This window comes from Agromyces sp. GXS1127, from assembly GCF_050565425.1.
GTDB lineage: Bacteria > Actinomycetota > Actinomycetes > Actinomycetales > Microbacteriaceae > Agromyces.
On record NZ_JBOCIG010000011.1, the window covers coordinates 12,190 to 32,954 of the forward strand.

Sequence of the window (20,765 nt, forward strand, 5' to 3'; positions counted from 1 at the left end):
TCAGTGTAGGCGGCGCCGTCTGGGTGCTCGCTCCCAGCCGAACGTGATGCGACACGCCTAGAATCGGTGCATGGTCCGCCTCTGGTTGATCGCCGGTGTCGCCGCCGTGGTCTTCACGATCTACGCGGCGGTGGACTGCGCGCTCTTCGATCGCACCCGCATCCGTGGTCTTCCGCGCGGCTGGTGGATCGTGGTGATCCTGCTCGTGCCCGTCATCGGTGCGGCGCTGTGGTTCATCGTGGGTCGCGGCCGCGCCATCCGCGTCGGCCGGACGAACCCGCACAGCAACGCGCCCGACGACGACCCCGACTTCCTCCGACGGCTGCGCGCCGATGCCGAGCACGAGGAGCGCATCCGCCGCCTCGAGCAGGAGCTCGAGCAGCTCGACCAGGAGCTCGGCGGCGACGAGTCGGGTCCGCGTCCCGACGACGCGCTCGGCACCGACCGCCGTCGCAAGGACGGCACCGACGGCCCCGGCGATGCCGGACCCTCGGGTCTGCCGAATGGCTGAGGCCGCCCGCACGGTCGCGAGTCCCGCCACCGCAGCCGCCCTCGCGCTGCTCTCCGAATTCGTGCGCGCGGGCGTGACCGACGTGGTCGTCGCGCCCGGGTCGCGGTCGCAGGCGCTCGCGCTCGCCGCGGCGGAGCTCGAACGCGTCGGCGGCATCCGCCTGCACGTGCGCATCGACGAGCGCGGTGCCGGGTTCCTGGCACTCGGGCTGGCCGTCGAGACCGGCCGGCCGGCCGTCGTCGTCACGACCTCGGGCACCGCCGTCGCCAACCTGCACCCCGCGGTGCTCGAGGCGCACCACGCGGGCGTGCCGCTCATCGTCGCGACCGCCGACCGCCCGGCCGAGCTCCGCGGCATCCGCTCGAACCAGACCACGGTGCAGCCCGGCATCTTCGCCGGGGCGGTGCGCCTCGAGCGCGACGTCGCGCCGCCCGCGGGGCGGGCGGGTGAGGCGGATGCCGCGGCGCACCTCGCACGCGAGGCCGTCCGCGCCGCGCTCGGCGTCGACGGCGACGGCGTGCTCGTGCCGCATCCCGGGCCCGGCCCGGTGCACCTGAACCTGCAGTACCGGGAGCCGCTCTCGTCGGCCGAGTCGCTCGACGCGGCGCCGTCGGTGCGAGCGGAGGCCGCGGCATCCGTGGTCTCGATCGCCGCGGCCGCGCGGGGCGCGGGCCGGTCGGGCAGGTCTGAGTTCGGCGCCGCGCGCGTCGCGCACGGACCGCGCACCGTGGTGATCGCGGGCGCCGGCGCGGGACCGGAGGCCGAGGGGGTCGCCCGTGCGGGCGGGTGGCCGCTGCTCGCCGAGGTGACGAGCGGGGCGCGGTTCGGGCCGAACCTCGTGGTCGCGTATCGCGAGCTGCTGCGCGAGCCGGGGTTCGGCGATCAGGTCGAGCGGGCGATCGTGTTCGGGCATCCGACGCTGTCGCGCGAGGTGCCGGGGCTCGTGCAGCGCGACGGCGTCGAGACGATCGCGGTGGCGCCCTGGGGCATCGAGTGGTTCGACCCGGGACACGCGGTCGACCGGTTCGAGCGCGCCGTGACCGTCGAGCCGCACGAGCCGACGGCCGACGAGCGCGCGTGGACCGGGCGGTGGGTGCGGGCCAGCCGGATCCTGCTCGATCGGCGGGACGAGGCGGCGGGCGCGGGCGCGGTCGGCGACGGCGCCGGCGTCGGCGACGGAGGCGTCGGCCGCGCCGGCGGGCTGCGCGACGGCGTGGACGAGACCGGGCACGTGAGCGACTACGCCGCGCAGCGGGCGTACCTGAAGGATCAGCTCGCGCGCATCCGGCAGCCGATCGATCGGCGCATGCTCGTCGAGTCGCTGTGGGCGGCGACCTGGCCGCACGACCGGCTCGTGCTCGGCGCCTCGCGGTTGATCCGCGATGCCGACCGCAACGTGCCGGGGCGGCGCATCCCCGTGCACGCCAATCGCGGGCTCGCGGGCATCGACGGGACGGTGGCGACCGCGATCGGCATCGCGGTCGCGAGCCAGTCCCCGCCGCCGGGCACGACCGCGGCGGGCGCGGCGGAGCCGGGCTCCGTGGCGAGGGAGGACGAGGCGACCGCATCGGTTGGCACGGCGCCATCGGTCCATCGCTCCGCGAGTGGCACCACGCGCGCGCTGATCGGCGACCTCACGCTCCTGCACGACGCCGGCTCGCTGCTCATCGGCGCCGGCGAGACCCGCCCGCGCGTGCTGGTGATCGTCGGCAACGACGGCGGCGGCACGATCTTCGATGCGCTCGAGGTCGCGACATCCGCCCCGGCCGATGCCTTCGACCGCGTGCAGTACACGCCGCAGTCGGTCGACTTCGCGGCGCTCGCGACCGCGTACGGCTGGGAGTACCGTCGCGCCGCGACGCGCGGCGAGCTCGACGAGGCCCTCGGCACGGCGGTCACGGGCCCGACGCTCCTCGAGGTCCGCCTCCCACGCTGACCCGGCCCAGTACTGTCCTCGGGAACGGATCGGCCGTTCCGCTCGTTTCTCAGGAATACACGCCGGGCGAACCGCGAACCGCGGCCCGCGGCGTGTCGTTCCTGAGAAAGGTAAGGGTGCCTGGGAGCAGGAGGGACGGCGACCCCTTGCCGTGGCATCCGCTCGGCCCCGATGATGGGGGAGCGCCGCGGCGGACGCGGCCGCGAAGGGAGCGCCGTGGGGCTGGAGAAGTACTGGGCGAGCGACCCGATGGACGTGCTGCGCGTGCGGCAGGACTTCGTGCTCGCCGACGTCGACACGGGCAGTACGCCGGGGTTCGAGGGGAAGAAGAAGGAGGCGGAGAAGTCGCTCGACGTCGGCGCCGGCATCTTCGCCGAACTGCAGGAGCAGCTGTTCGCCGGCCATCAGATGGGCGACGACCCGCGCCGCATCCTGCTGGTGCTGCAGGCGATGGACACCGCGGGCAAGGGCGGCATCGTCAAGCACGTGATGAGCGCGGTCGACCCGCAGGGCGTGCAGCTGGCGACCTTCAAGAAGCCCACCGAGGAGGAGCTGGCGCACGACTTCCTGTGGCGCATCCGCAAGGAGGTTCCGGAGGCCGGAATGGTCGGCGTGTTCGACCGGTCGCACTACGAGGACGTGCTCATCGCACGCGTCCGCGAGCTCGCCCCGCCGGAGGAGATCGAGCGGCGGTACGACGCGATCAACGAGTTCGAGGCCGAGCTCGCGGCATCCGGCACCGTCATCATCAAGGTCATGCTGCACATCTCGATGGACGAGCAGCGGGACCGCCTCCTCAAGCGGCTCGAGCGGCGCGACAAGCACTGGAAGTTCAACCCGGGCGACATCGACGAGCGGATGCTCGCGCCGAAGTACCGCGAGGCGTACCAGACGGTGTTCGACCGGACGACGACGCCCCACGCGCCCTGGTACGTCGTGCCCGCCGACCACAAGTGGTACGCGCGGCTCGCGGTGCAGCACCTGCTGATCGACGCGCTCGAAGGGATGAAGCTCGACTGGCCGGTCGCCGACTACGACATCGAGCAGCAGAAGGCGCGGCTCGCGGCGGGCTGAGCGGGCGCGCGGCGGCGGGCCGGCGGGCCCGCGGCGGCGGGCCGGCGGGCGCGCGGCGGCGGGCGGACGTCGCCGCGACCCGCGCCTACGGCACCGGAGGCGACGGCGGCGGGGCGCCGAACGCCTCGACGATCGGCCGGAACTTCATGTCGGTCTCGGCGAGTTCGTCGGCCGGTACCGAATCGTGGACGATGCCGCAGCCGGCATACGCGCGCACCGTTCCATCCGTCGACACCTGCGCGCAGCGCAGCGCGATCGCCCACTCGCCGTCGCCGTCGGCGTCGACCCAGCCGACCGGCCCGGCGTACCGGCCCCGGTCGAAGCCCTCGAGCTCGGCGATCGCCGCGAGCGCGACGCCGCGCGGCGTGCCCGCGACCGCGGCGGTCGGATGTACCGCGCGCACGAGGTCGAGCGCACTCGAGCCGTCGCCGAGCGTGCCCTTGAGGTCGGTCGCGAGGTGCCAGAGGTTCGGCAGCTGCAGCGTGAACGGCTCCGGGCTCGCGTCGAGCCGCGCGGTGTGCGGCGCGAGCGTCGCGACCGCGCTCTCGACCGCGAGCGCGTGCTCGGCGAGGTCCTTGGGCGAGGCCGCGAGGCGCGCGGCCTGGTCCCGATCGGATGCCGCGTCCGCTCCGCGCGAGGCGGTGCCGGCGAGCACGCGTGCCGAGACCGTTCCGTGGTCGACGCGCACGAGCGTCTCCGGGCTGGCGCCGATGAGCCCGTCGACGGCGAACACCCACGTGTCGGGGTAGTCGTCGGCGAGCTTCGCGAGCGCGGCGCGCAGGCCGGCGTCCTCATGGAGGGTGCCGACGACCTCGCGTGCGAGGACGACCTTCTCGAAGCGCCCGCGGTCGATGCGGCGGACCGCCTCGGCGACGGCTTCGGTGTATGCCTCGGGAGGCATGGCGCCGGGCGTGAACCGCACGCGCGGCACGTCGCGCTTCGGCGCGGGCGCGGGCAGCTCGACCGGGGCGGGCGGCGCAGCGGATGCCTCGTCGACGAGTTCGATCCGGGTGACCCATGCCCGTCCGTCGCGGCGGCCGAGCACGATCTCGGGCACGACGAGCACGCTCGTCGCCGCCGACTCGTCCGCGAAGGCGATCGCGCCGAAGGCGACGAGCCCGCTGCCGGGGAGGCCGACGCGATCGTCGACGTCCGCGGCGGCCGTCACCCGTCGCCACTCGCGCGCCGCATCGGCGACCCGATCGGGCCCGTGCGTCTCGATGCGCAGCACTTCGCCGAGGCCGATGATGCCCTCCGCTCGGCGCATCCACAGCAGCGGATGCCGCGGGTCGAGCCGGGGCACGAGTGGCGCGGTCTCGTCGACCGCGACGGTGCGGACGCGCAAGCTCGTGTCGGCGGCGGGAGGCGCCGCGGCATCCGTTCGCGTCACCGGACCAGCCTACGCCGGAGGGTGCCGGGGCGATTCACGCACGTGTGTCGGGGCGGCCGCCCGCGGGCCGCGCCTCGCGGTCGGACGCGGACGGCCAGGTTCGCGGCCTCAGGCCGGGACCACGTCGACGCCGTGCCAGAAGGCGACGTGCTCGCGGATCTCCGCGGCGGCGTCGGACGGGGTGTTGTAGGTCCAGGCGGCGTTCGGGTTGCGCTGGCCGTCGACCTCGACGTGGAAGTAGTTCGCGGTGCCCTTCCAGTGGCACACGGTGCGGTTGTCGCTCGCGACGAAGAACTCGGGGCGGATCGCCTCACGCGGGAAGTAGTGGTTGCCCTCCACCACGACCGTGTCGTCGGACTCCGCGATGACCGTGCCGTTCCAGATCGCCTTCATGCCCAGCTGTTCCTTCCTACGAGCGTCTCGAGCTTCAGCTCCGAGCGGATGGCGCATCCGCGCCGTCCACCACGATTCAACGCCGTCCGGCGGCAGTTCCATCCCGATGCATGGAAACTCTCAGGTTCCCGGTCCGCCGGTGGCGCGGCCGCCGGCCACACCTCACCGGGGCCGCCCAGCCGCCCGACCGTAGACTCGGGGCATGACGCGCGCAGACCTCGGCAAGGACCCCCGTGACGTCTCGGCGATGTTCGACCGGGTCGCGGCGCGCTACGACCGCACCAATGCGGTGCTCTCGGTCGGCAACGCCGCGCTGTGGCGCGTCGCCACGACGAAGGCGGTCGCGCCGAAGCCGGGCGAGCGCATCCTGGATGTCGCGGCGGGCACCGGCACCTCCAGCGCGAGCCTCGCGAAGTCGGGTGCGAGCGTCGTCGCCGCCGACTTCTCGCCGGGCATGATCGAGGTCGGGCGCCGCCGCCAGGCGCACGTGGCGAACCTCGTGTTCGTCGAGGCCGACGCGATGCGGCTGCCGTTCGGCGACGCCGAGTTCGACGCCGTGACGATCTCGTTCGGCCTGCGCAACGTGAAGGAGCCGAGGGTCGCGCTGGCCGAGTTCCTGCGGGTGACGAAGCCCGGCGGGCGCCTCGTGGTGTGCGAGTTCTCGCACCCTCCGGCGGGCGTCGTGCGCGCGGGCTACGACCTCTACCAGAAGGTCGTCATGCCGCCGCTCGTGAAGCTGTCGAGCTCGAACGACGACGCCTACGACTACCTCAACGAGTCGATCAACGCGTGGCCCGACCAGCCGACGCTCGCCGGCTGGATCCGCGAGGCCGGGTGGGCGGATGTCGCGTGGCGCAACCTCACGGCGGGCATCGTCGCGTTGCACCGCGCGCGGAAGCCGCTCGAGGCCGTCGACGCCTGAGCGCTCGGGGCCCGCGCCGCGCGCCGCGCGCCGCGCGCCGACGCGGCCGGCCGGCCGAAGCCGCCCGGCCGCGCGCAGCGGCGTCACGCCGTGATCAGGTCCCGCCGCCGGAAGAGCGCGAGGGACGCCGCGCCCAGCGCCGCCGCGATCCCCGTGAGGACCATGATCGCCACGCCAGACAGCTCCTCGCCCGGGTACTCGCCGATGTGCTCGAACGGCGAGAGGTCGACCGCCCAGTCGGGCGCGTCGAGCAGCGGGCCGAAGAAGCCGAGCAGGAACGCGTACCCGAACACGAACCACGTGAGCGCCACGAGTCGCGGCACCGCGCCGTAGAGCGCGGCCGCGATCGCGAGCGTCACCCACACGGCGGGGGCGTGGGCGACGTGCCCGAGGAACACGTCGCCGAAGAGCTCGCCCTCGCCCGTGCTGACGGCCGCGCCGATCGCGGTGCCGAGTCCGGCCGAGACGAGCAGCAGCACCACGCCGAGCGCGGTCGCCGCGAGCCACGACCCGAGCCAGCCGGGTCGGCCGACGGATGCCGCGAGCACGGCCTCCGTGCGACCGTCGGTCTCCTCCGACTTGACCGACTGCATCGCGAGGATGGCGTAGATCGTCGACGTCAGCGCGAACAGCAGCCCCATCATGCCGAGGTAGCCGGTGAGGAGGTCCTCCTCGCCGCCGAACAGCACGAGCAGCTCGGGCGGCGCGTCGGCGAAGCCCTCGAGCATCGCCTGCGTGAAGGCGCCGTAGACGATGCCGCCCGCGAACAGCGACGCCGTCCATCCGATGAGGCTCGCCCGCTGCAGCCGCACGGCAAGAGCGAACGGGCTCGAGAGCCACGCGGGTGCCGAGGCGTGCCCGCGGCGCGGGGCGACGAGCCCGGCGGCGAGGTCGCGGCGCGCGGCGAGCGCGTATCCGAGTGCGGCGAAGAGCGCGAAGCATCCGATCGAGATCGCGAGCGCCCACCAGGCGTCGTCGATGAACGGCGCTGCCTGCTGCGACCAGCCGATCGGGCTGAGCCAGGTCAGCCAGCCCAGGTCGCCCCCCTGCGCGGTCGACATGTCGCCGAGCCCGCGGACGAGGAACGCCGCGCCGAGGACGGCGCCCGCGATCCCCGAGGCGGTGCGCGGGAACGAGGTCAGCTGCACGGTCGTGGCCGTGATGCCCGCGAACGCGAGGCCCGCGGCACCGACGCTCGCGCCGAACACCGCCGACCCGGCCGGGTCGAACCCGAGTCCGATGAGCAGCAGCGTCATGAGCATCGCGACGACCACGTTCATGAGCGCGGCCATGACGAGGGCGGCCGTGAGCGGCGCGTGGCGCCCGATCACGTTCGCGCGCACGAGCTCGGCGCGCCCCGACTGCTCCTCGAGCCGGGTGTGCCGCACCACGGTGAGGATGCTCATGAGCGCCGCGCCGATGATGAGGTACAGCCCGTACGTGCTGGTGAGGAACACGGCGAGCGTCGGCTCGGCGTCGCCGAATCCCGGGCCCATGAGCAGGGCCGCGGCCGGGTTCGACGAGAACGCGCTGAACGCCTCGAGGTCGGCGGCCGTCGGGAAGACGAGCTGCAGCGCGTTGGCGAAGTAGGCGAGCAGAGCGGTGAGGCCCAGCGTCCAGGACGGGAGCCGGATCCGGTCGCGCCGCAGCATGAAGCGGAGCAGTCGGCCGGTGCCGGTGAGCGTGCCGCGGTCGGCGACCGGTCGCGGCTCCCGGGCCGTGGGACGGATGCCTCGCGCTCGCCGTGTGCTCGGCGCCCCGGTGTCGCCGCTGCCGAGCCGGCCCGTCGTGGTCGCGCCGTCGGTCACGGTCGCGAGTCGGTCGGTGGTCATCGTGCCACCTCCATCGAGGATGCCGCGGCCGCGCCGCCGGCGGCCGTGCCGGCCGTGCCCGCGGCATCCGTGCCGGCCGCGCCGGCGGCGTCGTCGTCGATCCGGTCGCCGTAGTGCCGCAGCAGGAGCTGCTCGAGCGTCGGCGGCGTGGCCGTGAGGCCGGTCACGCCGAGCGCGGCGAGCTCTCGGACGACCGCGGGCATCGCCTCGCCGTCGACCTCGAACACGACCTGCCCGCCCTCGCTCCGCAGCTCGTGCACGCCGGGCAGCGCGGCGATCGCATCGGCCGGCCGGTCGACGATCGCCGACACGCTCGTGCGGGTCAGGTGCCGGAGGTCGCGGAGGCTGCCGGTCTCGACGATGCGTCCCTGCCGGACGATCGAGATGCGGTCCGCGAGGACCTCGACCTGGGCGAGGATGTGGCTCGAGAGCAGCACGGTCCGACCGGCATCCTTCGCCTCTCGGATGCAGGCCTGGAACACCGCCTCCATGAGCGGGTCGAGCCCCGACGTGGGCTCGTCGAGGAGCAGCAGCTCGACGTCGCTCGCGAGCGCCGCGATGAGGGCGACCTTCTGGCGGTTGCCCTTGGAGTAGGTGCGGCCCTTCTTGCGCGGGTCGAGGTCGAACCGGTCGCAGAGCTCGTCGCGCCGCTTCCGGTCGACGCCGCCGCGCAGGCGGCCGAGGAGGTCGATGGCCTCGCCGCCGGTGAGGTTCGGCCAGAGCTCGACGTCGCCGGGCACGTACGCGAGGCGACGGTGCAGTTCGACGGCGTCGGCCCAGGGGTCGCCGCCGAGCAGTTCGGCCTCGCCGCCGTCGGAGCGGAGGAGCCCGAGGAGGATGCGGATGGTGGTCGACTTGCCCGCGCCGTTCGGCCCGAGGAAGCCGTGCACCTCGCCGCGGGCGACCTCGAGGTCGAGGCCGTCGAGCGCGGTGACCGAGCCGAAGCGCTTGCGCAGCCCGGCGGTGCGGATGGCGGGACCGGCCTGGTCGGCGCGGTCGATGTGCTGGATGAGGGTGGACATGATGGTCTGCTTTCCGATCGATGGATGGCGCGGTGCGGTGGATGGAGCCGGTGCGCGGTGCACGAGTGCGCGGTGCGCGACTGCGGTGCGACACGCGCGGGTGCGGTGCGAACGGCGTCGCGCGAGGCGCACGGATGCGGGGGTGCGTGATGGGCGCGAGGCGAACGGTCGCGATGGACCGGGTCGTGTCAGGCGACGGTGCCCGCTGCCCGCTCCGGGGGGTCGGGGATGTAGAGGAGGTAGGTCTCGAGGAGCGTGCGGTCCATGAGGAAGCCCTCGGTGTAGATCTCGAGCGCGGGCAGGGTGAGCCGGCTCAGCGCCCGGTCCCAGAACTCGCCGGTCTCGATCGCCTTCGGGTCGGGGTTCATCGACAGCTCGATGAGCAGGGTGCCGAGCGTCGCGCCCAGCAGGAACCGCACGCGCGCCTCCTCGTCGCGACTCGGCACGATGCTGCCGGCCTCGACGCCCGCGGCGACGTACGCCAGTGCGTCGGCCACCATGTGCTCGATGAACTCGCGCGCGTGCTCGCCCCCGGCCTGGATGCTGCGCAGGGTGTACGCGATCATCGGCCGGTAGGCCTCCATGCGGGCGAGCTGGCCGATGAACGCACCGGGTGCGCCCTGGCCGCCGAGCACCTCGGTCTTGCTCTCGCGGACGACGGCGAACACGTGCTCGTCGCACGCCTCGCGCAGCCCGCCCTTCGAGCCGAAGAGCTTCACGATCATGGCCGCGCTGACGCCGGCGTCGTTCGCGATGGCGCGAAGGCCGACGTCGAATCCGTCGCTCGCGAAGCGGAGGATCGCCGCGTCCCGCACCCTCGCCCGGGAGGTGAGGTCGGCGGTGTCCTGCGACAGCGGTGAACGCATGTTCACTATGGTAAACACGCGTTCACCACCTCGTCAAGGGTCGACGACGGCGTCGCTGCGCGCCGGAGCGCCCCGGAGCCGCACTCGACGCCATGGACACTCGGGCCCGGCGCGTTCGACGAGCTCGCAGCATCCGCTCGGCTGCCTCTCGGTAGGCTGGGGCTCGTGAATCCGAGCCACACGGTCCGTCGCGCCTCCTCGCTCGCGGCCAACCTCGGCCTCAGCGAGCGGGTGTTCGCCTCCGCGGCCGATCGCGCCATGGCCCGGGCCATCGACGACGGGCTCGAGCGCGTCGAGTCGGGGCTCGCCGAGCAGGTCCGCTTCGCGGACACGGTGGCGGATGTCACGAGCCGCTACCTGCTCGAGGCGGGCGGCAAGCGCGTGCGACCCATGCTGACGCTGCTCACCGCGCAGCTCGGCGACGGCACCGTCGACGACGTGATCACGGCGGCGATGGCGATCGAGATCACGCACCTGGGCTCGCTGTACCACGACGACGTCATGGACGAATCCGAGCGCCGTCGGGGCGTGCCGAGCGCGCAGACGGTGTGGGGCAACTCGGTCGCGATCCTCACCGGCGACCTGCTGTTCGCCCGGGCGAGCCAGCTCATGGCGAAGCTCGGGGAGCGCGCCATCCGCATGCAGGCCGACACGTTCGAGCGCCTCGTGCTCGGCCAGCTGAACGAGACCGTCGGGCCCGACCCCGACGAGGATCCGATCGAGCACTACATCCAGGTGCTCGCCGACAAGACCGGTTCGCTCATCGCGGCGGCCGCGCAGTCGGGCATCATCTTCGGCAACGCCGACCCGGCGCTCGAGGCGCCCATCATCGAGTTCGGCGAGAAGATCGGCGTCGCGTTCCAGCTCATCGACGACGTGATCGACCTGTCGCCGCAGCCGGAGGAGACCGGCAAGGTTCCGGGCACCGACCTGCGCGCGGGCGTCGTGACGCTGCCGCTGCTGCGGCTCGAAGAGCTGGCGAAGACGGATGCCTCGTCGGCCGACCTGCTCGACCGGATCCGTCGCGACGTGCTCCCCGCACCGGCCGACGAGGCGGGCGACCCGTTCGACACCAACACGCTCGCGGCCCGCATCGTGCCGTCGCGGGCCACCGTCGACGCGATCGTCGACGAGCTGCGCGAGCACGAGGCGACGCGCGCGACGCTCGCCGAGGCGCACCGCTGGGCGCGCGAGGCCGTCGCGGCGCTCGCGCCGGTGCCCGAGGGCAGCGTGAAGAAGGCGCTGACGCGCTTCGCCGACACCATCGTGGAGCGCTCGAGTTGAGCCCGGCTCCTTCATCGACGACAGGAGGTCACCGCCGGTGACGAGGAACAAGTTGCGACTGGCCATCGTCGGCGCCGGCCCCGCCGGCATCTACGCCGCCGACATCCTGCTGAAGTCGGAGCGGAACTTCGACGTCTCGATCGACCTGTTCGATCATCTCCCTGCGCCGTACGGGCTCGTCCGCTACGGCGTCGCCCCCGACCATCCGCGCATCAAGGGCATCATCACGGCGCTCCGCGAGGTGCTCGACCGCGGCGACATCCGCATCTTCGGCAACGTGCGCTTCGGCGAGGACGTCACGCTCGCCGACCTGAAGAAGCACTACAACGCGGTGATCTTCGCCACGGGTGCCGTGAAGGACGCCGACCTCAACATCCCGGGCATCGACCTCGAGGGCTCGTACGGCGCGGCCGACTTCGTGAGCTGGTACGACGGGCACCCCGACTACCCGCGCGAGTGGCCGCTCGAGGCGGAGTCGGTCGGCGTGATCGGCAACGGCAACGTCGCGCTCGACGCGGCCCGCATGCTCGCGAAGCACGCGGAGGACCTGCTGCCGACCGAGATCCCGGCGAACGTCTACGAGGGGCTGAAGTCGTCGCCCGTGACCGACGTGCACGTGTTCGGCCGGCGCGGCCCGACTTCGGTGAAGTTCACGCCGCTCGAGCTGCGCGAGCTCGGCGAGCTGCGCGACGTCGACATGATCGTCTACGACGAGGACTTCGACTACGACGACGCCGCGCGCGCGGCCGTCGCCGGCAACAAGCAGGTCTTCGTGATCGACAAGGTGCTCCAGCAGTGGCGCCAGCGCGAAACCGGACAGGCCTCACGTCGCCTGCACCTGCACTTCTTCGCCAAGCCGCTCGAGGTCGTCGACGACGGCAGCGGGCGGGTGGGCGCGCTGCGCTACGAGCGCACCGCGCCCGACGGCGAGGGCGGCGTCGTCGGCACCGGCGAGATCCGCGAGATCCCGATCCAGGCGCTGTACCGGGCCGTCGGCTACTTCGGCTCGCCGCTGCCCCACATTCCGTTCGACAAGAAGTTCGGCGTCATCCCCAACCACGAGGGCCAGGTGCTGATCCGCGACAAGGAGACCGGACAGTCGCGCCAGATGTACGGCGTGTACGCGACCGGCTGGATCAAGCGCGGCCCGGTCGGCCTCATCGGCCACACGAAGTCCGACGCCATGGAGACCATCAAGCACCTCATCAACGACCTCGGCAACTGGTGGCGGCCCGAGTCGCCGTCGGAGGAGTCCGTCGTCGAGATGCTCGAGGCCCGCGGCATCCAGTGGACCGACCTCGACGGATGGCACCGCCTCGACGAGCACGAGCAAGCCCTCGGCTCCGCCGAGGAGCGCCCGCGCATCAAGGTCGTGCCGCGCGACGAGATGGTGGGCATCTCCCGCGGCGAGGTGTAGTCGAGCTCGGCGGGGCCAGGCGTGCGTTACGAGCCGCCCATCGGGTCGGGCGCGAAGACCGCTATCGAGACGCGGTGAGGCGCCGCGGGAGATGGACCGCGCGACTCGCCCGCGCGACCGCGCGTCATGCCGCCTGGTCGAGCTCGAGCCGGGCGGCGCGTCGCCCGGGCCGCGGGCGTTGCCCGGGGTCGAGATGCGGCGGTGGTGTGAACCAGACGAGTCCGTCGCCGTCGACGAACACCCGCCACCCGTCGTGGTGGACGCACCAGTGATGGAACGCGCAGAGCAGTACTCCGTTGGCGAGGTCGGTCGGGCCGTCGTCGGCGTCCCACCAGGCGAGGTGGTGGGCCTGGGTGTGGGCGGGTGGTCTCGAGCAATCGGGGTGCGCGCACCCGGCGTCGCGTTCGGCGAGGGCGATGCGTTGCGCCTTGGTGAAGAGCCGTCGGCTGCGCCCGAGGTCGAGGACTTCGCTCGCGCCGCCGAGCACCATCGGGATGATGCCGGCGCTCGCTGCCCACCCGCGCACGGTCGCGGGGGAGATGGGCTGGTCGATCCCGTCGATCGTCGCGTAACCGATCTCGGATTCGAGGAACTCGAGGTCGATCCGCGCGACGATCGACGCGTTCACGAGCGCGGGCGGCGCGTCGACCGCTGAGCCCGCCAGGCGTACGAGGTCGGCGAGCGCGTCTGCCGCCATCTGCTCGACGGTGCGGTCGTCGATCATGGCTCGGTCGGCCGCATCGGGCAGTTCGTCGGACGCCGGGGCGCCGACGGCCACAGATGCGGCGACGGTGCCGGCGCCTGCGATGCGCGCCGCGGACCGCGCCGCGGTCTCGCGTGCCGCAAGGCGGCTCTTCGCATCGCGGGCGGCGTGGAGGTCGGCGGAGACGAGCGCGTCGATCGCGGTTCTGATCGGCGAGCCCGTCGCCGCGTCGAAGCGGGCGTGGAGATTGGTGAAGCCGTGCCGGTCCTGCCAGATGCGCAGCGATCGCCCGCGCCACTGTGCCTCTTCTCTCGCCTGCACTCCGTGGGGATCGAATCGGGCGCGCAGCAGCTTCGTGTACCGGCCGAGCTGGTCGATGCCGGCGGCGGCGACGCGGTCGAGCAGCGTGAGCTCGGCATCGGCGAGTGCGTCGGGGTCGGCTCCGATCCGCACCGAGTCGAGGAACCCGATGATGCGGTTCGCGGCCTCGACGGTGATGCGACCGTCGGCGATCGCCGACGCGACGTGCGCGTAGCGCGGCGCACGCACCCGGTCGCCGAACGTGGCGGGCGCGGTCGTCGCCGACGCGACGGCGACGAGTTTCGCCGCTTCGGACGTGGTCGATCCCGTGGTCGCGGCGATGAAGCGTTCTGGCGTCGAGAACCCGTGGCGACCGGCGAGCCCATCGTGTCGGGAGTCGCCGGCCGAGCGTCGGGCGACCACCGAAGAGCACTGCAGTTTGAGGACCTCGACGGCGCGCTCGACCTGCGAGAGCGCCTTCAGCACGGCGACGAGCCGATCGTCGTCGAGCGCCTCGGCGGCGACGTGCCTCGCGTCGGAGTCGGAGCCAGGGATCGCGTCGGAGCCAGGGCTCGCGCCGGAGTCGGAGCCTGCGCCGGAATCGGAGCCCGCGCCAGAACCATCGCCTGCGCCAGCACCGCCCTCACCGCCCGACCCCGCGGAAGGCCCGCCCGTACACGCCCACGCGACGGCGAGCGAACGAATCGCATCGCCGATCGACGCGAGCGGACCGTCGCCCGACAAGACGGCCCGAGCCGACGCGGGCACGACCGAGCCACGCGTGGCCGCGGCGCGCACACGGGTCAGTGATGACTCGTTGACGACCGAGTCGCGCGTGGCCGCGGCATCCGCCCGGCTGTTCGCTCGTCCATCGGTCATGGGTCGATCCTTGCAGCACCCACCGACATTGAGAATCGAAGTTATGTACGATTCCGTCGCGATGCAGATCACAGCCAGAAACGGAGAATCACTACGGATTCAGCCCCGTGCATCCAGACGCAGCGCGTCTTGGCGTGTCGCGACATCCGTGCCTAGACTCTCGAACATCAGTTCGAGTCGAGGAGGTCGTCATGCTCGCGCTGAGTGACGCCGAACCCGTCACGGTCTGGCTCGACGATGCCGACCGGCCGGCCAGGCTCGTCTTCCGAGGCGTGCGATATCGGGTGATCGACACGCCGACAGCGCTCGCCCGGAACCCCGAATGGCCGTCGGGTATCAGTCATCCGCCGGTAGGGATGCTCCCACCGGGTTGGCGTGTCACGGGTCGAACCGAGTCGCACGACGTGCTCGTCTTCGACCTGCGCCTCGCACCCGCCGGCTGGGTCGCCGAAGCGACGTATGCGTGAGGTCGGATCGGCGGGGCGAGCCCACTCGCTTCAGGGAGAACCGCCTGCAGGAGGGATCGAGAGGGACGACCCCGTCGGCGATGTCGCCGACGGGATCGCTGCGTGACGCCACCAACTGGATGCCTGAACGCTCACCGCGCTGCACGTGACGACCCGAGCGGATGCGGCGCCTTCGTGTACACGTGCGCCGACGCGACCGCGAGCCACGTCCACGCCGCGACGACCGCCAGCCACAGCAGCCCCACGCCGGCCGCGCTCGTCGACAGCGCCGCTCCGCCGAAGAACCCGGCGAGGACGACGACGCCGAGCACGATCCCGAGCGCCGCGCGCTTCGGGGCCCGGACGCGCCGGCTCCACCCGGCATACGCGAACGCCGCCGCTGCGACGGCCGCGAACCCGACGGCCCCGAACACCAGGTGCAGGATGCCGCTGAGGCTGGCCGTGCCATCCGCTTCGCCCGCGGGGAAGCCGCCCATCGGGTCGGGTGCGAAGACCGCGCTGAGCACGAGCGCCCCGCCGTACACCGACGTGAGCACGCCGAGCGCGAGGCCGCGCCCATTTCGGATGGCTCGGATCATCCCGAGCGCGGCGACGATCGTCATGACGCCCGCGATTGCGAGGTTCGCGCGCTGCAGCCATCCCCACTCGCCGAGCATCAGGAGCGAGAGCGCGTGCCGGCCGAGGTCGAACCCGGGCCGCGTGAGCGCGAGCGCGAGGCCGACGACGAGGTAGAACGGGCCCGCGACCACGCCCCAGCCGAGCATGCTGCGGGTGATCGCGGCCGACCGGTCGAAGGTGGTCGGGGTGTCGGAGGTCGAGGTGCTCATGATCTGCCTTTCGTGTCGAGACGGATGTCGCCTTCATCTCGTACGTCGAACGGCACGGGCGGAAATCGACATCGGGCCGGAACTCGTCCCAACCGACGGCCGGACCCGCTCGATTCGTAGACACCTCTCCGTTCTACGATGGGGGAGCATCGCCGACGAGGGGGAGATCCGATGGCAACGACCGTGACGCCCGAGACCTACATCCGCGCGGAGGTGGACGGCCGCTTCGCGGTGTTCCAGCAGCGCGCCGGCGGGAAGGTGAACGAGTTCTACCTGATCTCGCGGCCGGTGCCGACCGACGAGCAGCCAGTCGTGCGGATGAACCGCGACACGCTCTACGGCGGCGGCGTGATCGACACCGCCGAGGGAGCCAGGGTCTTCGTGCCCGAGGTCACCGACGGACGCTACGTCTCGCTGATGGTGATCGACAACGATCACTACACCGTCGATGTCTTCCACGAGCCGGGGTGGCACGAGATCGACTCGCCCACCAGGTACTGCGTCGCCGTGCCGCGCGTCGAACTGCACGACATGCGCGATGAGGAGGAGATCGCGCACGTCGTCGAGGTGCTGCACCGCTTCGAGATCGACGCGGCGAGTGCGGAGGACTTCGTGCCGGCCGACTGGGACTACGACTCGATGTTCGCGCTCCGGGCCCAATACGAGCAGGAGTTCCGCACCTACACCCAGTACCCGTCGGGATGGATGGGCCGCCGCGGCGAGGTCGACGAGGCGACCCGCCACCTCGCCGTCGCCGGCGCGTGGGGCCTGTTCCCCGAGAACGAGGCCGTCTACATCAACTACACCGGTCCGGTCGACGCGACGAAGGCCTACACCGCCACCTACTCGGTGCCGCCGTGCGACGCGTTCTGGTCGATCGCCGTCTACGGTGACGACGCGTTCTTCCACTCGGACAACGCGACGCTCAGCCCGGCGACGACGCAGCTCAACGACGATGGCACGTTCACCGTCTACTTCAGTTCGGAGGAGATCGTCGGCGACAAGCCGAACCGGCTCGACATCACCGAGGGCTGGAACTTCCTGTTCCGCATCTACCGGCCGGCGGAGAGCGTGCTCGCCCGTGAGTACACGCTGCCCGACGTGGTCGAGTTCGGCGGCTGACCCGATCGATCGCTGAGGGGTTCGGGCAGCAGGCCTACGACTGCCGCCCGACCGGCGGCTCACCGACGAACTCGTGCGCCTCGCGCGCCAGCTCCGACCAGAGTTCGCGGTCGCTGACGCGCACCCAGGTTCGGCTGTCGCCGCCCCGCGTTGAGTGGAACGGCTCCGCGATGCCGCGCTGCTGCAAGTCGGACGACCGCGCCGCCGGCAGGTCGACCACGAGCTGCCCGCCGTCGAGGAACGCGAACAGCCTGCCCTTCACGAGCAGCCCGTCGGGCGTGGCATCCACGTCGTAGTCGGCGTCTTGGAGCAGTTCGTTCGCCACGGCGTCGTAGGTCGCCTGCACGTCATCCATGTCATCCCCCTGTCGGCGCGGTCGCTGCCTTCGCGAGGGAGCCTACGCCGCGCGCGCGGCGCGCGCCGCGCTACGCTGCACTCCATGCCCCTCGCCCCCGTCGCCCTCGTCGTCGGGGCCGCCCTCCTCGGCGCCGTGCTCGGCTGGTGGCCGCTCGCCGCCTGGGCCGACCGCAACATCCGTCGCGATCCAACCGAGCGGATGCCGCTGCGCGCCCTGCGCGCCTGGTCGGCGGGCACGACCGCCCTGCTGTTCGGACTGCTCGCCTGGCGCTACGGCCTCGACCCCGTGCTGCCGGCCCTCCTCGCGCTCGCCGCCGCCGGCGTCGCCCTCTCGATCGTCGACCTCACCGAGAAGCGCCTCCCGAACGCTATGGTCTTCCCGACCCTGCTCGCGGTCGCGGTGCTGCTCGTCCCCGCATCCGCCCTCACGGGGGAGTGGCTCGCGCTCGCTTGGGCGGCCGCCGGCTCCGCCGGCATGTTCCTCTTCTACTTCGTGCTCGCGTTGATCTCGCCGAAGGCGATGGGCATGGGCGACGTGAAGTTCGCGCTGCCGCTCGGGTTGGCGCTCGGATGGTTCGGTTGGGTGATGTGGGCCGCGGGGCTGATGGGCGCGTTCCTCGTCGGCGGAATCGTGGCGATCGTGGCGCTGGCGCTGCGGCGGGTGACGTTGCGCGGATCGATTCCATTCGGACCGTCGATGCTGGCCGGAGCCGTGCTGGCGCTGCTGATTCTCGTGCGCTGAGGATCGCTCGATCGCGGACGGTTTCCCTCTGTCCCCTGACGTGACGCGCCGTGTCCCCCGAAAAGCGGACTGTAGCACTCGGATGGCAGACATTGCGTTACGCGAAGGTCACGTTTGTACCCCTGCCTGTCCCCAATCAGAGGGTGCCCCGAAGTGGGGCATAGCGGCCGATTCGTTTGTATCGATACCTTCGTCGGGCCGCTTGCGACCGTGGGCGGCACCCCCAAAGATTCTGATCGACCCGAAGGGTGTCACTCATGCTCAAGCTCTACACGAAGGCTCAGGCTCGCCTCGCGCAGCTCCGCACCGACGAGGATGGCAACGCGGCCGAGTACGGTCTTATCCTCGCGCTCGTCGCCCTCGGTATCATTACGGCTCTCGGGTTCCTTGGCGCTGCGATTGCGGGCGTCTTCGACGACGTGACGACCGGGCTCGGCGGCGCGACTGGATAGCAGCTGCTGAAGTGCTCTGGGTGCGCGACCGCTACCGCGGTCGCGCACCCAAGTATCGATGGGAGAGCGAGTGCGGATGCGTGACAGGCGCAGGTCCGATGGACGCAACGAGCGGGGTGCTTCGGCGGTCGAGTTCGCGCTGGTGCTCCTCCCGCTTATCTTGATCCTGCTCGGAATCATCGAGTTCGGTTACATCTTCAATCAGCAACTCACCGTCACAAATGCTGCCCGCGAAGGTTCACGGGTGCTGGCGATCACACGCGACACCGGCGACGCAGTGAGCGCCGCGACGAATGCCGCATCGACCCTGGTTGGTACGCCCGTTATCACAACACCCACCGTCTGCCCGGAGACTGGGCCCGGCGACGCCACCGTCGTGGTTACGCTTGCGCTCGACACGATCACCGGCCTCGAGACTTGGGTGCCCGGCCTCGAGGCCATCAGCCTCACTGGAAGAGGAGTGACACCATGCGGAGGTTGATTCGTGGACTGCGCGCCGAGCGGGGCGCGACCGCGACCGTCGTCGCCTTTGCAATAATCCCGCTCCTCGGTGCTGGCGCGATCGCGATCGACGTCGGAGCGCTTTATGCCGAGCGTGCTCAGTTGCAGAACGGCGTCGACGCTGCGGCACTGGCCGTTGCTGCCTCCTGCGCTCGAGATGAGTCCGCCTGCGGGGCTGGGTCCACAGTGCTCGCCCAGCAGTACGTTGACGACAACGCGGCGATCTTCCGCGAGCCAGCTGCTGATGCTCCGAGCATCAGCACGTCGGACAACACGGTCACCGTGACCGCGAATACCGGGGTCGACCACATGCTCGCTCAGCTGATCGTCGGCGACGACGCCAGCAACGTATTCGCTTCTGGCTCCGCGGAGTGGGGCACCCCGATTGCCGGCGGGGTGCTCCCTGTCGGGTTCGGTAGCTGCGAGTTTGAGGGCGCTGAGCCCGGCGAGATGCTCGCAATCGAGCTCGGGGTTAAGGCACGCGCCGATTGTCCGAACGTCACGGACAATCCCGGCGGATTCGGGTGGTTGGATGCCGCGGACTGCTTCGTCCACTTCGACCTCAGTGATGGGGAACTCTGGCATCTGGGCGAGAGCGGAATGGGTGGCGGTTCGTCAGGATGCAATCCGAAGGACGACTTCACGCCGCTCCTCGACAGCGTCATCCTGATCCCAATCTTCGATTCGTTCAAGTACGTCAAGAAGAGCTGCACTGAGGCTCCGATCGCCACGCCCACGAAGGAGTGCTACCGCATTGCCAAGTTCGCGGCCTTTCGCCTGACCGGAGGCAAGCTCACATCATTCACGCATATCGACAAGTCTGCGCCGGCGTGCAAGGCCGGATGCCTGCAGGGCGAGTTTGTGAAGTATGTGGCCATTGACGACAGTTTCGAGCTCGGGGACGGCGACTCCAGCAGCCTCAGCGTCGTGCGAATGATCCTGACCGACAACGAGCGAACTGCCCTGATCGGCTGAACGCCAAGCACCCTACAGAAAGCAGCACATGAAGACCCGAATCATCGGTGCGATCCTTGCCATCGTGCTCGCCGTCGCGGGAGGTGTCGCGATCTACCTGTACGTCGCTGGCGCAGATGCGCGGGCGTCCCGCGGAGCGGAGCTTGTCGAGGCCTACGTCGTGACTGAGCCAGTCCCGCAGGGGACGCCGAGTGAGACAGTGCGAGAGTCGCTCGCGGTCGATGAACTGCCACGAAATGCGGTGCCGGAAGATGCAGTGACCGACCTGGGCGACCTGGACGGGCTCGTCACATCGGCCGACTTGCTGCCGGGCGATGTGCTGCGGCAGGCGCGATTCGTCGATCCCGCCGATGCGGTTGCCGGCGGCGTTGCTGTTCCTGAGGGCATGCAGCTCATGTCGTTCACGCTCCCCGCCGACCGGGTCGTAGGTGGCCAAGTCGCTCCCGGTGACAAGATTGGCCTCGTCGGCACGATCGACCCTGACGAGGTTGGAGATCAGGAAGACGTAGTCAACCCGATCTCGAGCTTCGCGTTCCACGGCGTCCTCGTTACGAGAGTGCAGGGCGTGGTAGGCGTTGACCCGGAGACAGGCGAGGAGACAGACCAGAGTTCGGACTCGGCGATCATGCTGACGATTGCACTCTCTGCGCACGACATCGAACGCTGGGTGTGGTTCACCGAAGGTGAGGCCGCCGACTATGCCCAGATGTGGCTCACATTGGAGAACGAGGCGACCGACAACAGTGGCACCTCCCCGGTCGATGGAAACGCCGCATTCCAGTGACGCGGTATC

Annotated in this window: 21 protein-coding genes; 13 read left to right on the plus strand and 8 right to left on the minus strand. The window is 71.3% G+C overall.

Going from position 1 to position 20,765, the window contains the following annotated elements; all coding sequences use genetic code 11:
* Positions 1–70: 70 nt before the first annotated feature.
* From ACQ393_RS16890 to ACQ393_RS16900, 3 genes are all read left to right on the plus strand, one after another.
* Positions 71–511 carry a PLDc N-terminal domain-containing protein gene (locus tag ACQ393_RS16890; protein ID WP_430648028.1) on the plus strand — a complete coding sequence of 147 codons (441 nt, stop codon included), beginning with the start codon at positions 71–73 and terminating at the stop codon, positions 509–511.
* Positions 504–2,447 (plus strand): 2-succinyl-5-enolpyruvyl-6-hydroxy-3-cyclohexene-1-carboxylic-acid synthase, encoded by a 1,944-nt coding sequence (gene menD / locus ACQ393_RS16895; RefSeq protein ID WP_430648029.1) that lies wholly within the window; start codon positions 504–506, stop codon positions 2,445–2,447. The genes ACQ393_RS16890 and menD overlap by 8 nt, the downstream gene beginning before the upstream one ends.
* Before the next feature lie 249 nt (positions 2,448–2,696).
* Positions 2,697–3,521 carry a PPK2 family polyphosphate kinase gene (locus ACQ393_RS16900; RefSeq protein ID WP_430648077.1) on the plus strand — a complete coding sequence of 275 codons (825 nt, stop codon included), beginning with the start codon at positions 2,697–2,699 and terminating at the stop codon, positions 3,519–3,521.
* 85 nt (positions 3,522–3,606) lie between these two features.
* Here the strand turns inward: ACQ393_RS16900 and ACQ393_RS16905 are convergent, their stop codons facing one another.
* Both ACQ393_RS16905 and ACQ393_RS16910 read right to left on the minus strand, forming a co-directional pair.
* Positions 3,607–4,911, minus strand: coding sequence for an isochorismate synthase (locus ACQ393_RS16905; protein WP_430648030.1), 1,305 nt, complete (start codon positions 4,909–4,911; stop codon positions 3,607–3,609).
* 108 nt (positions 4,912–5,019) lie between these two features.
* Positions 5,020–5,304, minus strand: coding sequence for a DUF427 domain-containing protein (locus ACQ393_RS16910; RefSeq protein WP_430648031.1), 285 nt, complete (start codon positions 5,302–5,304; stop codon positions 5,020–5,022).
* Positions 5,305–5,506: 202 nt separating this feature from the next.
* Between ACQ393_RS16910 and ACQ393_RS16915 the strand changes: the two genes are divergently transcribed.
* Positions 5,507–6,226, plus strand: coding sequence for a demethylmenaquinone methyltransferase (locus tag ACQ393_RS16915; RefSeq protein WP_430648032.1), 720 nt, complete (start codon positions 5,507–5,509; stop codon positions 6,224–6,226).
* Positions 6,227–6,309: 83 nt separating this feature from the next.
* Here the strand turns inward: ACQ393_RS16915 and ACQ393_RS16920 are convergent, their stop codons facing one another.
* From ACQ393_RS16920 to ACQ393_RS16930, 3 genes are all read right to left on the minus strand, one after another.
* Positions 6,310–8,058, minus strand: coding sequence for an ABC transporter permease (locus ACQ393_RS16920; RefSeq protein WP_430648033.1), 1,749 nt, complete (start codon positions 8,056–8,058; stop codon positions 6,310–6,312).
* Positions 8,055–9,080, minus strand: a complete 1,026-nt coding sequence (locus ACQ393_RS16925) for an ATP-binding cassette domain-containing protein (protein ID WP_430648034.1) — start codon at positions 9,078–9,080, stop codon at positions 8,055–8,057. Before ACQ393_RS16925 ends, ACQ393_RS16920 begins: the two co-directional genes overlap by 4 nt.
* Before the next feature lie 188 nt (positions 9,081–9,268).
* Positions 9,269–9,946 carry a TetR family transcriptional regulator gene (locus ACQ393_RS16930; RefSeq protein WP_430648035.1) on the minus strand — a complete coding sequence of 226 codons (678 nt, stop codon included), beginning with the start codon at positions 9,944–9,946 and terminating at the stop codon, positions 9,269–9,271.
* A gap of 165 nt (positions 9,947–10,111) precedes the next feature.
* Here ACQ393_RS16930 and ACQ393_RS16935 point away from each other — a divergent pair, with 165 nt between their 5' ends.
* Positions 10,112–11,230: a polyprenyl synthetase family protein gene (locus ACQ393_RS16935; RefSeq protein WP_430648036.1), complete on the plus strand. Its 1,119-nt coding sequence runs from the start codon at positions 10,112–10,114 to the stop codon at positions 11,228–11,230.
* 37 nt (positions 11,231–11,267) lie between these two features.
* On the plus strand, positions 11,268–12,647 hold the full coding sequence (locus ACQ393_RS16940; protein ID WP_430648037.1) for an FAD-dependent oxidoreductase: 1,380 nt from the start codon (positions 11,268–11,270) through the stop codon (positions 12,645–12,647).
* Between the two features lie 124 nt (positions 12,648–12,771).
* Here the strand turns inward: ACQ393_RS16940 and ACQ393_RS16945 are convergent, their stop codons facing one another.
* Positions 12,772–14,529, minus strand: a complete 1,758-nt coding sequence (locus ACQ393_RS16945; RefSeq protein WP_430648038.1) for a DUF222 domain-containing protein — start codon at positions 14,527–14,529, stop codon at positions 12,772–12,774.
* Between the two features lie 191 nt (positions 14,530–14,720).
* Here ACQ393_RS16945 and ACQ393_RS16950 point away from each other — a divergent pair, with 191 nt between their 5' ends.
* A complete protein-coding gene (locus ACQ393_RS16950; protein WP_430648039.1) occupies positions 14,721–14,996 on the plus strand; it encodes a DUF6504 family protein in 276 nt (91 codons plus the stop codon).
* A 131-nt stretch (positions 14,997–15,127) separates the two neighbouring features.
* Here ACQ393_RS16950 and ACQ393_RS16955 read toward each other — a convergent pair whose 3' ends face one another.
* On the minus strand, positions 15,128–15,823 hold the full coding sequence (locus tag ACQ393_RS16955; RefSeq protein WP_430648040.1) for a DUF998 domain-containing protein: 696 nt from the start codon (positions 15,821–15,823) through the stop codon (positions 15,128–15,130).
* Between the two features lie 171 nt (positions 15,824–15,994).
* Here ACQ393_RS16955 and ACQ393_RS16960 point away from each other — a divergent pair, with 171 nt between their 5' ends.
* Positions 15,995–16,945, plus strand: a complete 951-nt coding sequence (locus ACQ393_RS16960) for a DUF1214 domain-containing protein (protein WP_430648041.1) — start codon at positions 15,995–15,997, stop codon at positions 16,943–16,945.
* Positions 16,946–16,979: 34 nt separating this feature from the next.
* Here the strand turns inward: ACQ393_RS16960 and ACQ393_RS16965 are convergent, their stop codons facing one another.
* A complete protein-coding gene (locus ACQ393_RS16965; protein ID WP_430648042.1) occupies positions 16,980–17,300 on the minus strand; it encodes a hypothetical protein in 321 nt (106 codons plus the stop codon).
* 84 nt (positions 17,301–17,384) lie between these two features.
* On the opposite strand from ACQ393_RS16965, the gene ACQ393_RS16970 reads away from it, so the two are divergent.
* From ACQ393_RS16970 to cpaB, 5 genes are all read left to right on the plus strand, one after another.
* The gene (locus ACQ393_RS16970) at positions 17,385–18,044 is read left to right on the plus strand and encodes a prepilin peptidase (RefSeq protein ID WP_430648043.1); all 660 of its coding nucleotides are present in this window, start codon (positions 17,385–17,387) and stop codon (positions 18,042–18,044) included.
* 257 nt (positions 18,045–18,301) lie between these two features.
* Entirely contained in the window at positions 18,302–18,496 is a 195-nt protein-coding gene (locus tag ACQ393_RS16975; protein WP_430648044.1) for a Flp family type IVb pilin, read from the plus strand.
* 76 nt (positions 18,497–18,572) lie between these two features.
* A complete protein-coding gene (locus ACQ393_RS16980) occupies positions 18,573–18,977 on the plus strand; it encodes a TadE/TadG family type IV pilus assembly protein (RefSeq protein ID WP_430648078.1) in 405 nt (134 codons plus the stop codon).
* Positions 18,965–19,972, plus strand: a complete 1,008-nt coding sequence (locus ACQ393_RS16985; RefSeq protein ID WP_430648045.1) for a pilus assembly protein TadG-related protein — start codon at positions 18,965–18,967, stop codon at positions 19,970–19,972. Before ACQ393_RS16980 ends, ACQ393_RS16985 begins: the two co-directional genes overlap by 13 nt.
* 28 nt (positions 19,973–20,000) lie before the next feature.
* Entirely contained in the window at positions 20,001–20,756 is a 756-nt protein-coding gene (cpaB, locus tag ACQ393_RS16990; RefSeq protein WP_430648046.1) for a Flp pilus assembly protein CpaB, read from the plus strand.
* Positions 20,757–20,765 lie beyond the last annotated feature (9 nt).

Excerpts from the sequence above, each read along its gene's own strand:
- ACQ393_RS16910 (WP_430648031.1), bottom strand. The coding sequence starts at position 5,304 with ATGAAGGCGATCTGGAACGGCACGGTCATCGCGGAGTCCGACGACACG.
- ACQ393_RS16915 (WP_430648032.1), top strand. The coding sequence starts at position 5,507 with ATGACGCGCGCAGACCTCGGCAAGGACCCCCGTGACGTCTCGGCGATG.
- ACQ393_RS16890 (WP_430648028.1), top strand. The coding sequence starts at position 71 with ATGGTCCGCCTCTGGTTGATCGCCGGTGTCGCCGCCGTGGTCTTCACG.
- ACQ393_RS16900 (WP_430648077.1), top strand. The coding sequence starts at position 2,697 with ATGGACGTGCTGCGCGTGCGGCAGGACTTCGTGCTCGCCGACGTCGAC.
- ACQ393_RS16925 (WP_430648034.1), bottom strand. The coding sequence starts at position 9,080 with ATGTCCACCCTCATCCAGCACATCGACCGCGCCGACCAGGCCGGTCCC.
- cpaB (WP_430648046.1), top strand. The coding sequence starts at position 20,001 with ATGAAGACCCGAATCATCGGTGCGATCCTTGCCATCGTGCTCGCCGTC.
- ACQ393_RS16970 (WP_430648043.1), top strand. The coding sequence starts at position 17,385 with ATGCCCCTCGCCCCCGTCGCCCTCGTCGTCGGGGCCGCCCTCCTCGGC.
- ACQ393_RS16980 (WP_430648078.1), top strand. The coding sequence starts at position 18,573 with ATGCGTGACAGGCGCAGGTCCGATGGACGCAACGAGCGGGGTGCTTCG.
- ACQ393_RS16955 (WP_430648040.1), bottom strand. The coding sequence starts at position 15,823 with ATGAGCACCTCGACCTCCGACACCCCGACCACCTTCGACCGGTCGGCC.
- ACQ393_RS16985 (WP_430648045.1), top strand. The coding sequence starts at position 18,965 with ATGCGGAGGTTGATTCGTGGACTGCGCGCCGAGCGGGGCGCGACCGCG.
- ACQ393_RS16950 (WP_430648039.1), top strand. The coding sequence starts at position 14,721 with ATGCTCGCGCTGAGTGACGCCGAACCCGTCACGGTCTGGCTCGACGAT.
- ACQ393_RS16930 (WP_430648035.1), bottom strand. The coding sequence starts at position 9,946 with ATGCGTTCACCGCTGTCGCAGGACACCGCCGACCTCACCTCCCGGGCG.
- menD (WP_430648029.1), top strand. The coding sequence starts at position 504 with ATGGCTGAGGCCGCCCGCACGGTCGCGAGTCCCGCCACCGCAGCCGCC.
- ACQ393_RS16965 (WP_430648042.1), bottom strand. The coding sequence starts at position 17,300 with ATGGATGACGTGCAGGCGACCTACGACGCCGTGGCGAACGAACTGCTC.
- ACQ393_RS16920 (WP_430648033.1), bottom strand. The coding sequence starts at position 8,058 with ATGACCACCGACCGACTCGCGACCGTGACCGACGGCGCGACCACGACG.
- ACQ393_RS16960 (WP_430648041.1), top strand. The coding sequence starts at position 15,995 with ATGGCAACGACCGTGACGCCCGAGACCTACATCCGCGCGGAGGTGGAC.
- ACQ393_RS16945 (WP_430648038.1), bottom strand. The coding sequence starts at position 14,529 with ATGACCGATGGACGAGCGAACAGCCGGGCGGATGCCGCGGCCACGCGC.
- ACQ393_RS16975 (WP_430648044.1), top strand. The coding sequence starts at position 18,302 with ATGCTCAAGCTCTACACGAAGGCTCAGGCTCGCCTCGCGCAGCTCCGC.